9 protein-coding genes are annotated in these 13,230 nt (G+C 62.7%); 5 read left to right on the top strand and 4 right to left on the bottom strand.

Translation table 11 applies throughout. The features are described from left to right. Nucleotides 1–53: 53 nt before the first annotated feature. Entirely contained in the window at nucleotides 54–1,298 is a 1,245-nt protein-coding gene (locus VGE08_RS02060) for a lipid A deacylase LpxR family protein (RefSeq protein WP_331066186.1), read from the top strand. A gap of 95 nt (nucleotides 1,299–1,393) precedes the next feature. On the opposite strand, the gene VGE08_RS02055 is transcribed toward VGE08_RS02060, so the two are convergent. The 3 genes from VGE08_RS02055 to VGE08_RS02045 all read right to left on the bottom strand — a co-directional run bounded on the left by VGE08_RS02055 (nucleotide 1,394) and on the right by VGE08_RS02045 (nucleotide 5,273). Further along, a complete protein-coding gene (locus tag VGE08_RS02055; RefSeq protein ID WP_331066185.1) occupies nucleotides 1,394–3,709 on the bottom strand; it encodes a YgiQ family radical SAM protein in 2,316 nt (771 codons plus the stop codon). 108 nt (nucleotides 3,710–3,817) lie between these two features. Beyond that, on the bottom strand, nucleotides 3,818–4,444 hold the full coding sequence (locus VGE08_RS02050) for a DNA-3-methyladenine glycosylase (RefSeq protein ID WP_331066184.1): 627 nt from the start codon (nucleotides 4,442–4,444) through the stop codon (nucleotides 3,818–3,820). Nucleotides 4,445–4,700: 256 nt separating this feature from the next. Continuing rightward, entirely contained in the window at nucleotides 4,701–5,273 is a 573-nt protein-coding gene (locus VGE08_RS02045; protein ID WP_331066183.1) for a hypothetical protein, read from the bottom strand. Nucleotides 5,274–5,584: 311 nt separating this feature from the next. On the opposite strand from VGE08_RS02045, the gene VGE08_RS02040 reads away from it, so the two are divergent. The 4 genes from VGE08_RS02040 (at nucleotide 5,585) to glpK (ending at nucleotide 11,350) form a co-directional block, all read left to right on the top strand. Further along, complete coding sequence (locus tag VGE08_RS02040) at nucleotides 5,585–7,324, top strand: M20/M25/M40 family metallo-hydrolase (protein ID WP_331066182.1); 1,740 nt, start codon at nucleotides 5,585–5,587, stop codon at nucleotides 7,322–7,324. 124 nt (nucleotides 7,325–7,448) lie between these two features. Continuing rightward, the gene (locus VGE08_RS02035; protein WP_331066181.1) at nucleotides 7,449–9,359 is read left to right on the top strand and encodes a gamma-glutamyltransferase family protein; all 1,911 of its coding nucleotides are present in this window, start codon (nucleotides 7,449–7,451) and stop codon (nucleotides 9,357–9,359) included. 30 nt (nucleotides 9,360–9,389) lie between these two features. Next, nucleotides 9,390–9,848: a hypothetical protein gene (locus tag VGE08_RS02030; protein WP_331066180.1), complete on the top strand. Its 459-nt coding sequence runs from the start codon at nucleotides 9,390–9,392 to the stop codon at nucleotides 9,846–9,848. Between the two features lie 2 nt (nucleotides 9,849–9,850). Continuing rightward, a complete protein-coding gene (gene glpK, locus VGE08_RS02025) occupies nucleotides 9,851–11,350 on the top strand; it encodes a glycerol kinase GlpK (protein WP_331066179.1) in 1,500 nt (499 codons plus the stop codon). A gap of 24 nt (nucleotides 11,351–11,374) precedes the next feature. Here the strand turns inward: glpK and ybaL are convergent, their stop codons facing one another. Beyond that, a complete protein-coding gene (gene ybaL, locus VGE08_RS02020) occupies nucleotides 11,375–13,129 on the bottom strand; it encodes a YbaL family putative K(+) efflux transporter (RefSeq protein ID WP_331066178.1) in 1,755 nt (584 codons plus the stop codon). Nucleotides 13,130–13,230 lie beyond the last annotated feature (101 nt).

Genomic DNA, 13,230 nt, shown 5'->3' with positions numbered 1-13,230 from the left:
GCGTGGCAAGCGACGCAAAGCCGAAGGGCAACGCGAACGGGAAGGGTACGGTCATGTTGGCAACGAAAAATATCGAATGGATGGCCCAGCTGCGCTGGGCGACACTGGCGGCGTTAGGCACCGCTGCGTTGGTAGTTGGTGGCAATGAAGCGCAAGCGCAGGCTGAAAGCGACGCCGCGGGTTCGTATGACTTCATACCAGCCATGACGGTCGATAGCGCTGTCCGCGATTCAGCCAGTACCGCTCGGAAGATCGCCGATGAGACAGCGACTGTCGAAAAGCCTGACAGTGTCCGGGACGCCATTGCCGAAGTGGTGGTGTCCGATCAACGACTCGGCTGGTTCGACGGCGTTGATGCGGTGCGCGTGCAGATCGACAACGACCTGTTCGCCGGCGACAACCAGGATCGCGACTACACCGGCGGCATGAGCATCACCATTTCCGGCGAACGCGCCCGCGATGGCCTGCTGTCGCTCGATCCGTTGCTGCGCCGTCTGGATTCGCTCAGCGTCGAGGAGCGGGACGCCGAAGTTCATTACGCGCGGCAGTTCGGCCTGATGGCGTTCACGCCCAGCAACACCTTGGTCGACGAGGTGCAGCCCGACGATCGGCCGTATGCCAGCCTGTTGTTTGTTTCCAATGGCCGCGTGCAGGTCGATGCGGACGACCTCGGTGTCTGGACCAGCAGCCTGACCATCGGTGTGCTCGGCCTGTCGGTGTCGGAACGTTTGCACAGCGCGGTGCATGAGCTGGTCGGTTCGGAGGCGCCGCGTGGGTATGATTATCAGATCTCCGCGGGCGGCGAGCCGACCGCGCGCTACACCCTCGCTCGACAGAAGCTGTGGATCGCCGATCCGAATGGTCGCATCGATGTGAAAACCACGGTTCAGGGCAGTGTCGGATTCCTGACCGAGGCCAGCGCTTCCATCTCGATGCGCGCCGGACGCTTCAACTCGCCCTGGTGGGGTTTCGCGGCCGAGCTGACGGATTACATGTCGGCGCCGGTACCGACCGAGAGCTATCGCGGCGGCCGCGAGCTCTATGTGTTCCTCGGTGCTCGCGTCAAAGCGCGCGGGTACAACGCGTTCCTACAAGGCCAGTTTCGCGATAGCGATGTCCGCTACACCTCGGACGAGGTGCAGCCGCTGCTCGCCGAAGCGTGGATCGGCGTGGTTACGCAGATCCTGGACCAGACGCAGCTCAGCTATGCCCTGCACTACCAGACGGCCGAGCTGCGCGACGGTCCGGCCTCGCGCGATGCCCTCTGGGGCGCGGTACAGCTGACACACGTATTCTGATTGTTTGTTTCTGATTTGTTGTTTCCTCGGCCCCCCAAGCCCCTGCAATCGGCCCACTTCGGTGGGCCTTTTTTTATGGCTCGGCGGCGAGGAATCTACTTGGAGCGAGGCAGGCGCACGCCTTTCAGGCCCGTGTGCTGAGTACGGAAGCGTTGTGGTTGGTTGGCGCCAGTCCGCTTGTCGGGTGCAGCCGCTTTCGGTGCCGAGGTCGCGACGGCTTGACGGCGCGATCCATTCGGCATTCGCCGGCCTTCATGCGCGTCGCCCGTGCCGAGCGGCTGCCAGGCAGGAATCAGATGATGCTTGCCCGGCCCAATGAGATCCGCGCGCCCCATGCGACGCAGCGCTTCTCGCAGGATGGGCCAGTTGTTCGCGTCGTGCCATCGCAAGAACGCTTTGTGCAACCGGCGCACCTTCAATCCCTTCGGAATGTGCACGGCCTCGCTGGTGTGCGTTACCTTGCGTAGCGGATTCTTGCCCGAATGCCACATCGCCGTGGCCGTCGCCATGGGCGAAGGCAGGAATGCCTGCACCTGGTCGGCGCGGTAGCCGTTCTGTTTCAGCCACAGCGCCAGCTCCAGCATGTCTTCATCGGTGGTGCCCGGATGGGCGGCGATGAAGTAGGGAATCAGGTACTGCTCCTTGCCCGCTTCCTTGGAGAATTTCTGGAACAGCTCCTTGAAGCGGTAATACGTGCCGACGCCCGGCTTCATCATCTTCGACAACGGGCCTTCGCCGATCGCCTCCGGCGCGATCTTCAAATAGCCGCCGACGTGATGCTGAACCAGCTCCTTCACGTATTCCGGCGATTCCACCGCCAGGTCATAGCGCACGCCGGAACCGATGAGGATCTTCTTGATGCCCGGCAATGCGCGCGCACGCCGGTACAGATTGATGAGTGGCGCGTGGTTCGTGTTCAGGTTGGGGCAGATGCCCGGATACACGCACGAAGGTTTACGACACGCCGACTCGATCTCGCGCGACTTGCAGGCGAGCCGATACATGTTTGCAGTGGGCCCGCCGAGATCCGAGATCACGCCCGTGAAGCCCGGCACGGAATCGCGGATGGTCTCGATCTCCTTGATGATGGAGTTTTCGGACCGGTTCTGAATGATGCGGCCCTCGTGCTCGGTGATGGAGCAGAAGGTGCAGCCGCCAAAACAGCCACGCTGAATGGCAATCGAGAACCGGATCATCTCGTAGGCGGGAATCTTGTTCGTGCCCTTCTGCTCGCCATAGATGGGATGCGGCACGCGCCGATAGGGCAGCTCGTAGATCGCATCCATCTCTTTCATGGTCAGCGGGATCGGCGGCGGGTTCAACCACACGTCGACATTGCCGTGACGCTGCACGAGCGCCCGCGCATTGCCTGGATTCGATTCGAGATGAAGAATGCGAGACGCGTGCGCGTACAAGACCGGATCGTCGCGCACCGCTTCGAACGACGGCATGCGAATCACAGACTGCGCGCGATCTGCCTTTGGCACGTGACGGTGAAACTTCACCACGCGCGTCACCGGTTGCTGGGTGGCCGTGCTGCATGCTGGCGCGCTAGCAGTTGCGGTGTTTTCGGTCGGCGCGCCGGCCGTCTCGCTGATAACAGCGGCGGGGCCATTCGCTGCTGCCGCCATGGCCGCCTTCGACCTGGCGTCATTCGCCGCGTATGGATCGACCGGTGGATTGAGCGGTCCCGGCTCGTCGATGGTGGTCGAGTCGATCTCGGTCCAGCCATCCGGCACTGCCTGTCGCACGAAGGCCGTGCCGCGCAGATCATTGATCTCTGCGATCGACGCGCCCTTCGCCAGTCGATGCGCGATCTCGACGATCTGCCGTTCGCCATTGCCGTACACGAGCAGATCCGCTTTTGCATCCAGCAGCACCGAACGCCGCACTTTCTCCGACCAATAATCGAAGTGCGCGATACGGCGCAGGCTCGCCTCGATGCCGCCAATGACGATGGGCACATCGCTGAACGCTTCGCGGACCCGCTGGGAGTACACGATCACCGATCGGTCCGGCCGCTTGCCGCCTTCACCGCCCGGTGTATATGCATCATCGCTACGAATGCGCCGGTCCGACGTGTAGCGATTCACCATGGAATCCATGTTGCCGGCGGTGATGCCGAAAAAAAGATTCGGCTTGCCGAGCCGCGCGAAGTCTTCCGTTGCACGCCAATCGGGCTGCGCGATCATGCCGACTCGGAATCCCTGCGCTTCGAGCACGCGGCCGATGATGGCCATGCCGAAGCTCGGGTGGTCTACATAGGCGTCGCCGGTGACGATGATGATGTCGCAACTGTCCCAGCCGAGCGCGTCCATCTCCTCTTTGGACATGGGCAGGAACGGAGCGGTCCCGAAGCGGGACGCCCAGTACTTGCGGTAGGAGAACAATTCGCGCGGTGCAGGCTGCATGGGAAACAGTCGATCACGATCCTGGGTGGCGATCCTCGAGCGGCGGCCGAAGAGCCGGCGGGAAAAGGGGCCGCATACTACGCTATTTCTTTGGGCTATTTCCTCGGGCTATTTACGCGGCAATCTGGCCCGGCCGGGTCCCACCGCCGGTGCCAGCGCTCTCCTACGGGCCGCGGCGCTCACCGTGGACACGTAAGGCGAATCCCTATCGAAGAAGCGCCACGGCTTCTTGGCCCAGTCACCCGCATAGTCCACGCCAATGCGGGGGGCGCGGGCAACCCTCGGCGGCCGATATCGGGCCGGCTTTTCCAGCCACAAGGTATCACCCAGCAGATCCGCGCCGTTCAGCCCACGATCTATATGTAGGGCGCGACACAACAGGCCCGGCCCATGGGTCGTGCTGGTTATGCCCTTTACTGGCTCCAGGCCCCGCAATAGCACCGCGTGGGGTGTGCCGTCCGCTGCCGTCACGATGTTCAGGCAGTTCCAGAATCCATAGATCAGGTACACATAGGCGTGTCCTGGCGGCCCGAACATCACTTCGGTCCGCTTGGTCCGGCCGCGGGATGAATGGGCGGCCAGGTCGTGCGGCCCCTTGTACGCCTCCGTCTCGACGATGCGGCCGACTTGCTCGCCTTCGGGCCCGGCGTGAACCAGGTGCATTCCCAGCAGGTCGCGTGCGACCAGCAGGGTTTCCCGTGCATAGAAATCGCGGCTCAGTTTGGTGGCGGGCATCCGAACATTATAAGAGTGAGCAATTCTGCGAATGGTTCGGCGTCGCAGCGACGGACGGCGAACTCAAGCCAGCCGCGACGGTACATATGAAAGCGAGCGAGGCGAACGGCGGCGATTTCGACATCACCGTCCAGCAGATGCAGCCCGAACATTTGTTTTACTGGCGCCGGCATCAGGGCGCCCTGGTGGGATCAGGCGATCGAACGCCTGCGTGCCATGGTCGAGAAAGAGTGAGGGGCCGAAGCGGACGGGGGTGTCAGCCGGCCGTGTCGTACTGGCTCGGCCAATGCCCGTGCATGTGCATTATGTCGAGCTCCACCAGGCCTTTGGCCAGATCCGCCGACTTGAGCTTCATGCGCATGAATTCGAGCGAGTCGCCGCGCTCGTAATAGTAGAACACCGAGCTGCGGTGCTCGTCGCGGCTGGCTCGGGGGATCACGAACTCGTTGAAGGCGGTTTCGTGGACCAGCGGGCCACAGCTCAACTGCGCGCCGCTGAACTCGACCACGATATGGGCTGCCTCGAGGTCGCTGCCGTCCACGATGCTCTTGCAGGTTATGCGGAAGCGCGGCGGCAGGGCTGCCGCGCTGGGTAGAACGTCGAGGGATGCGCCGACCCGCAAGCTGATGACCTTGCGGGTGCGGTCGACCCGCTGCGAGTCAGCGACTCGGACGGTGGGGGAATCGCGATACACGATGCGGCCGGGACGTGCTGGGGCACGAGTGGCGGTCGCCGGCAGGTGCTGGCGGCGCCAATACACCGCGCCCAGGGCGATGAAGGCGGCCATCAGGCCGACCGCGAGCCATAACTGTTGCAGCACGTATGCCATTTCACATCGAGCCAGGCGGAAGGACCATCCCTGACCTGTTATCGGCAAGTCATCCGCGGAACTGATGTGACCGGCTCCGAGGTCCTGACACTGTTCTGGTCGAAGTGGCCGCGACCCTTCGACACTGCGTGCCGAGTGTCTGGAAGACATGGCGAAAAATCGAGCAACTACGTCACAGCATTCAGGTCGTTCGCAGCGCCTCGATCGGCGTGATAGATCGACCGGCAGCACATGAGGTCGAGTGGCGGACGGTCCCATGGAGGACATCTGCTACAGTTACCGGTCACTTCAACCCATTGACGGAGATCGGAATGTATACAGTTTCGCGACCCGGCCGGTCGCTATCGGCGCTGATCATCTCCGCCGCGCTGCTCACCACGCTGGCGGCCTGTAGTCCCAAAGAGCCGAAGCCGGTGCCGACGCCCGAAGCGGCCAGCCCGGTAAGTGCTGAAGCCCAGACCGCCTCGGCGCAGATCAGCGCCGACTATCTGCGCGACCAGATCGCCACCTTCTCGGCCGACGAATTCGAGGGCCGCGGTCCCGCCACGCCGGCCGATACCAAGGCCCGCCAGTACCTGGTCGAGCAATTGAAGCAGATCGGCTTCGAGCCCGGCGGCAGCGATGGCAGCTACGAGCAGCCGTTCGACGTGGTCGGCGTCACCGCGCAAATGCCCAAGCAATGGTCCTTCAAGAAGGAAGGCAAGACCGCCTCGTTCAAGTGGTGGGATCAATACATCGCCGGCAGCGGCGTGCAGTCGGACAAGGGCGCCATCAAGAACGCCGAGGTGGTGTTCGTGGGCTATGGCATCCAGGCGCCCGAGTTCGGCTGGGACGATTTCAAGGGCCAGGACCTGAAGGGCAAAGTGCTGCTGATGTTGAACAACGATCCCGATTGGGACCCGCAGCTGTTCGCCGGCGACACGCGCCTGTACTACGGCCGCTGGAGCTATAAGTATGAGAGCGCCGCACGCCAGGGCGCGGCCGGCGCCATCATCGTTCATACCACGCCTTCAGCCGGCTATCCGTTCCAGGTGGTGCAGAGCTCCTGGACTGGCGAGCAGGTTGAATTGCCGGCGAGCGGCGAGCCGCGCATTCTAGTCAAAGGCTGGCTCACCGAAGAAGCTTCGCGCGAGCTCGCCAAGCTGGGCGGGCAGGATCTGGATCAGCTGATTGCGGCGGCGAAATCCAAGGATTTCCAGCCGGTGCCGCTCGGCGTCACCACTTCGCTGGAGTTCAAGAACAAGATCAATCGCTCCAGCACCGGCAACGTTTATGGCGTGTTGAAGGGCAGCGATCCGAAGCTCAGCGACGAGTACGTCATCTACACCGCGCACCACGATCATCTTGGCGTGGGCGAGCCCAACGACGCAGGCGACAAGATCTATAACGGCGCCATGGATAACGCTTCGGGCGTCGCGCAGATCCTCGCGATCGGCAAGGCGTTCAAGGCGCTGCCGCAGCCGCCCAAGCGCTCTGTCATGCTGTTGTTCGTTGCGGCCGAAGAACAGGGCCTGCTGGGCTCGAAGTTCTACGCCGAACATCCGACGGTGGCGCCCGGCAAGATCGCCGCGAACATCAACGTCGACGGCGGCAACATCTGGGGCCGCGCCAAGGACATCGTGTTTATCGGCAAGGGCAAGTCGACCATCGACGATTACGTGAATGCGATCGCCAAGCTGCAGGATCGCGTCGTGACTGCCGATCAATTCCCGGATCGCGGTTTCTTCTACCGTTCCGATCAGTTCAACTTCGCCAAGATCGGCGTGCCCGCGCTGTATCTCGACACCGGCACGGACTTCATCGGTAAGCCGGCGGACTGGGGCAAGCAGCAGCACGCCTTGTACGAGGAGAAGCACTATCACCAGCCCTCGGATGAGATCGCCGCGGACTGGAACTACGACGGCATGATCGAAGACGCGCAGTTGTTGTTCCATGTCGGCAACAACGTCGCCAATGCTTCGCCCGCCGATGCTCCGAAGTGGCTGCCGGGCGATGAGTTCGAGGCGGCCCGCAAGGCGGCGCAGGCGGAGCTGGCCACGCAGGCCGAATGAGATACGGCTGAGGTCAGAGGACGAGCGGCGTCTCGGGCGCCGCTTCGTCCCTCATCGCGCTAAGATCCTGCCTTTCGCGCCGCGGACCTGCGGCCGCCAAGGAGCGACGGGGAGGATCATGCCGATGAATTCAAGGTGTTCCATAAGAAGCATCAGCTCACGTCTGGCGATTACGTTGGCGGCCGTTGTCGCCAGTGTGGTGGCGCCGGCCCAGGCCAAGACAGTGAAGCCGCCATTGCACGGGCAGCATTGGGTGGCCGTCACTGGCAAGCCACTGGCCGCGACGGCGGGGGCCCGCATCTTCATCCAGGGAGGCAATGCAGTCGACGCGGCGTGCGCGATGATTGCCGCGACCTCCACGATGTGGGATGTGCTGAGCTGGGGCGGCGAAACGCAGGCGCTCATCTACAACCCGCACACGAGCAAGGTGATCGGCGTGAATGCGCTCGGGGTTGCACCGACCGGTGCGACTCCGGAGTTCTACAAATCCAAAGGTTACGAATATCCGCCGGAGTTCGGGCCGCTCGCAGCCGTCACGCCGGGCACACCGGGCGGCATCATGGTGATGCTCGCGGAGTACGGAAAACTCAGCCTCGCCGAAGTGCTCGCACCGGCCATCGAAATGGCTGACGGCTATCCGATCGAAGCGCAGACCGCGGACCTCATCGAAAAATGGCAGGACGAGTTGCGCAAGTGGCCTGAATCGCGCCGCACGTTCCTGATTCACGAAGGCAAGGACGGCAAGCCGCTGCCCGGATATTCACGCGTCGGTCCCGAGCCCGGTGAGATATTCCGTCAGCCCGACCTCGCCGCCACGTTGCGCAAACTGGTGGATGCCGAGGCCAAGGCGCGCAAAGCGGGCAAGAATCGCAAGCAGGCCATCATGGCCGCCTACGATCGTTTCTATAAAGGTGACATCGCCAGGGAATTCGCGCGGGGCTCGCAGGAGCTCGGCGGTTTGCACACGGCGGAGGATCTCGCCAACTGGCAGGTGCATCTCGAAGCGCCGGTGAGCGTCAACTACAAAGGCATCGAAGTCTACAAGCTCACGCACTGGGTGCAGGGCCCCTCGATGCTGCAGGCCCTGAACATCCTGGAGAACTTCGATCTGCAGTCGATGGGCTACAACAGCGCTCGATATATCCACACGCTGTATCAGTCCATGAGCCTGGCGTTCGCCGATCGCGATTTCTATTACGGCGACCCGCGCTTTCCGCCCGAGGAGCCCATCAAAGGACTGCTCTCGAAGGAATATGCACACGAGCGCGCCAAGCTGATCAACGCAGATCGCAACGATCCCGACATCCGGCCTGGCGATCCGTATCCGTTCCAGGGCGGCACCAATCCTTTCAAAGCGCAGTTGGACGCCTGGCACACCGTCAAATCCGGCAAGGACTCCAAGCCGAACCAGTGGAGTCCGACGGCGCTCGCAGAATTCGATCGCACCTTCCGGCTCGGCACCACCAGTGTCGAAGCGGTGGATAAGGAAGGTTGGGTGGTTTCCGTCACCCCTAGCGGCGGCTGGCTGCCGGCGACCATCGCAGGCAAGACCGGCATCGGCATGAGCCAGCGCATGCAGAGCTTCGTGCTCGATCCGGCCGACAATCCATTCAACGTCGTCGCGCCAGGCAAGCGTCCGCGCGCCACGCTCACGCCATCGATGGCGCTGAAGGATGGCAAACCTTTCCTCGCCTTTGCCGTGCAAGGCGGCGACACGCAGGAACAGAATCTGTTGCAGTTCTTTCTGAACGTGGTCGAGTTCGGCATGACGCCGCAGGAAGCCGCCGAGGGTGCCAACATCACCAGCTATCAACTGCGTGATTCGTTCGGTGCCCACGACTCCTATCCGGGCCGGCTGACGCTCACCAATTCCATACCCGAGTGGGTGCGCAACGAGCTCACACGCAAGGGTTACAAACTGGAATTCACTGCCAACAATTCCGGACCCATCACCGCCATCCAGATCGATGCCAGACACGGCACCTTGTGGGGCGCCGCCGCCTATCACGGCGAGGACTACGGCATCGCCTGGTAACTCCTGCTACAACCGTGGAAGGAATCGCCGATGACAACTCTCGAATCTCAGCGTGCGGTGCTCGATCCGACGTCGTCAGCAACCGATGAGGCCACGATGCGTGCCTTCGAGCAGGGCACGCTCGATCCAGCACAGTTCAGCCATCGCCAGCACCTGGCGCTCGCATGGCGATATCTGCAGCGCGACGGTTTTCCCGAGGGAGCACAACAGTTCCGCTATCACCTGCAGCGCTATGTCGCCAGCGTAGGAGCGGAGGGCAAGTATCACGAAACCGTCACCTGGGCATATCTCGTGCTGCTGAACGAGGAGCGATGCCTGCGATCTCCGCCCGGGGAGAGCTTCGAGGCGATGATCCAGCGACGAGCGGACCTGCTCGATCACCGCAACGGTGCGATCATGCGCTGCTATAGCAAGTCACAGCTGGACTCGCCGGAGGCACGGCGCGTGTTCATGCTGCCGGCCGTCCCGACAGGGGACGAGAGAGGCTAGTCATGACTTCTTTTGTTGGTGCCATCGATCAAGGAACCACCAGCACGCGCTTCATCGTCTTCGATCAAGCGGGCAACATCGTCGCCAGCGCTCAACAGGAACACGCGCAGATCTTCCCGCAGCCCGGCTGGGTCGAGCATGCGCCGATGGAGATCGCGCGCAATACCGACAGCGTGATTGAGCGAGCGCTGCAATCCGCCAGGCTCACGGCGCAGGACCTCGTTGGCATCGGCATCACCAATCAACGTGAAACCACGATGATCTGGGATCGCCGTAGCGGCGAGCCGCTGCACAACGCGCTGGTGTGGCAAGACACGCGCGTCGACCCGCTGGTTGCTTATTTCTCGGCCGAGGGCGGCAAGGATCGGTTTCGCGCCATCACCGGCCTGCCGTTGGCCAGCTATTTCAGTGGCCTGAAGCTGAAGTGGTTGCTGGACCATGTGCCGAATGCGCGAGCGCTCGCCGACGCGGGTCATCTGTTGTTCGGCACGATGGATAGCTGGGTGCTGTGGAATCTTACGGGCGGCGCCAACGGCGGGCTGCATGTCACCGATGTGACTAACGCAAGTCGCACTCAGCTGATGCGGCTCGATACGTTGCAATGGGATGACGAACTGCTCCGCACATTCTCGATTCCACGCAACGTACTGCCGCGGATTGCATCGTCCAGCGAGATCTATGGTGAGGTGGCGAGCGGGCCGCTCAAAGGTGTGCCCATTGCCGGCATCCTGGGTGATCAGCAGGCGGCGTTGGTGGGCCAGACCTGCTTCCAGCCCGGTGAAGCCAAGAACACTTATGGCACCGGTTGCTTCCTGCTCATGAACACGGGCAACAAGCCGGTGTCGTCCGTGGCCGGGCTGGTCACTACAGTGGCGTATCAGCTGGGCAAGGATCCTGCGTGCTTTGCCTTGGAGGGATCGATCGCCATCGCCGGCGCGCTGGTGCAGTGGTTGCGCGATAACCTCGGTCTCATCCAGACCAGCAGTGACATCGACGCGCTCGCGAAGAGCGTGGACGACAATGGCGATGTTTACATCGTGCCGGCGTTCTCCGGATTGTATGCGCCGTACTGGAAGGATGATGCGCGAGGCGTGATCACGGGCCTGACGCGATATGCCCATCGCGGTCACATCGCTCGCGCAACGCTCGAAGCGGTGGCATATCAAACGCGCGACGTGGTGGCGGCAATGGAGCAGGACTCTCGCATTCAATTGCAGGAGCTGCGAGTGGACGGTGGGATGGTCGTCAACGACCTGCTGATGCAGTTCCAGTCGGACATTCTGGATGTGAGCGTGGTGCGGCCGAAAGTGACGGAGACGACTGCGCTCGGCGCGGCGTATGCGGCGGGACTGGCTACAGGCTATTGGAACAGCATCGACGACCTGCGCCGCAACTGGCACGTGTCGCACACGTGGCAGCCAAGCATGAACAAGCAGGATCGCGGGCGATTGTATTCGTCGTGGCGCAAGGCGGTGACTCGCTCGTTCGGCTGGGTGGAGTAACGAGCCCAGCCTAGGACTACGGCCTCACGCCCCCGGATCCTTCGGCGAGCCTGCCACGCCTTCGTTGCGTAGCCATTGAGTCAGCAGTTTGCAGCGTTCTTCGGAGACGCCGAGGCTGCGGAGGGCGTAGTCGGTCATTTCGAGGGCGAGCTCGAGCTCGCCCATGACGGCGCGATCGACGCCCTGGCGGATGAGATATTTCAGTTCGGCGGAGCTGTGAGTGCGCACCACGATGGCGATCTTTGGATTCTTCGCACGGGCCAGCTCGAGAATGCGGCGTGCGTGGAAGCCGTCGGGGGAGGCGATGACGAGCAGGCGTGCGTGTTCGATCTGCGCCAGTTCCAACACACCGTGCGCGGTGGCGTCGCCATACACTGCGGTGATCTTGTCCGCGCGTAGTTGATCGACGACGCGACGGCTCATCTCGATCACAACATACTCGAGCCCCTGCGCTTGCAGCCCATGTCCGACGACGCTGCCGACGCGGCCGTAACCGACGATCACGGCATGATTGCGTAGAGTGGAAACCTTGCTGCCGGTCGGCACGGTGGCGAGCTTGCCGTCCTGGCGTGCAAACCACGAGATCAAGCCCGGCCGTTCGTTCACCCACCGCGCAATGGGTTGAATGGTCGCGAACGCCAACGGGTTCAAAGTAATGGACAACAGCGAGCCCGCCAGAATCAAATCGCGTCCCTCGGGCGGCAACAATCCGAGCGCCACACCCAAGCCGGCAAGAATGAACGAGAACTCGCCGATCTGCGCCAGGCTGGCGGAAATGGTCAGAGCTGTACGGGCCACGTAACCAAACGCCAGCACGATGGCAAACGCCGCCACCGACTTGCCGACCAGGATCACGAACATCACACCGAGCAACTGCAGTGGCTGCTCCAGGATCACGGATGGATCGAACAGCATGCCCACCGACACGAAGAACATGACCGCGAACGCATCCTGCAGCGGCAATGAGTTCTCCGCCGCCTGATGGCTCAGATCCGACTCCGCCAGCATCACGCCAGCAAAGAATGCACCGAGCGCGAAGGACACGTCGAACAGCACCGCCGATCCATAAGCGATGCCCAGTGCAATCGCCAACACCGCCAGCGTGAACAACTCACGCGATCCAGTGCGCGCGATCTGCGCCAGTATCGCCGGCACGATGCGCCGGCCGCCCACCATCATCACCGCAACGAATATTGCAACTTTCAGCGTCGTCACGCCCAGGCTGGTGAGCAGGCTGTTCTGACCGGCTGCGTCGCCGGTGGACGCCAGCGCCGGCAGGAACACCAATGCCAGCACCATGGCCAGGTCCTCGACGATCAGCCAGCCCACCGCGATGCGGCCCTGTTCGGTATCGAGCTCGTTGCGTTGCTCGAGTGCGCGCAGCAGCACGACGGTGCTCGCGACCGACATCGCCAATCCGAACACGATGCCCGCCGCCGTACTCCAACCCCACCAGCGCGCCATGGCCAGGCCGATCAGAGTGGCCACCGTGATCTGCACGACCGCGCCCGGCAATGCAATGGTTCGCACCCTCAGCAATGCTTCGATGGAGAAGTGCAGGCCGACTCCGAACATCAACAGGATCACGCCGATTTCCGCCAGCTGTCCGGCGAGCCCCGCATCCGCGACGAAACCCGGCGTGAACGGACCGATTGCAATGCCGGCGATCAGATAGCCCACCAGCGGCGGCATTCGCAGCTTGGATGCGAAGAAGCCGAACGCCATGGCGAGCACGAAACCCATGGCGATCAGTGCAATCAGGTCGGATTGATGGGGCATGCGCTAGCGATTACCTGGAAGAAGTCTACGAGAGCGCGAACGCAAAGCATCCACGCCGGTTGGCAATAGTAACCGCTCCGGGCGAATCGCCAATGAGTTCC

It is taken from the genome of Steroidobacter sp., assembly GCF_036406195.1.
Taxonomy (GTDB): Bacteria; Pseudomonadota; Gammaproteobacteria; order Steroidobacterales; family Steroidobacteraceae; genus Steroidobacter.
Note: the sequence above shows the minus strand (reverse complement) of the source record. Positions and strands in the feature narration are given on the sequence as shown.

What these genes read in the sequence shown, in the direction of transcription:
- VGE08_RS02060 (WP_331066186.1), top strand. Translation starts at nt 54, where the DNA reads ATGTTGGCAACGAAAAATATCGAATGGATGGCCCAGCTGCGCTGGGCG.
- VGE08_RS02055 (WP_331066185.1), bottom strand. Translation starts at nt 3,709, where the DNA reads ATGCAGCCTGCACCGCGCGAATTGTTCTCCTACCGCAAGTACTGGGCG.
- VGE08_RS02050 (WP_331066184.1), bottom strand. Translation starts at nt 4,444, where the DNA reads ATGCCCGCCACCAAACTGAGCCGCGATTTCTATGCACGGGAAACCCTG.
- VGE08_RS02045 (WP_331066183.1), bottom strand. Translation starts at nt 5,273, where the DNA reads ATGGCATACGTGCTGCAACAGTTATGGCTCGCGGTCGGCCTGATGGCC.
- VGE08_RS02040 (WP_331066182.1), top strand. Translation starts at nt 5,585, where the DNA reads ATGTATACAGTTTCGCGACCCGGCCGGTCGCTATCGGCGCTGATCATC.
- VGE08_RS02035 (WP_331066181.1), top strand. Translation starts at nt 7,449, where the DNA reads ATGAATTCAAGGTGTTCCATAAGAAGCATCAGCTCACGTCTGGCGATT.
- VGE08_RS02030 (WP_331066180.1), top strand. Translation starts at nt 9,390, where the DNA reads ATGACAACTCTCGAATCTCAGCGTGCGGTGCTCGATCCGACGTCGTCA.
- glpK (WP_331066179.1), top strand. Translation starts at nt 9,851, where the DNA reads ATGACTTCTTTTGTTGGTGCCATCGATCAAGGAACCACCAGCACGCGC.
- ybaL (WP_331066178.1), bottom strand. Translation starts at nt 13,129, where the DNA reads ATGCCCCATCAATCCGACCTGATTGCACTGATCGCCATGGGTTTCGTG.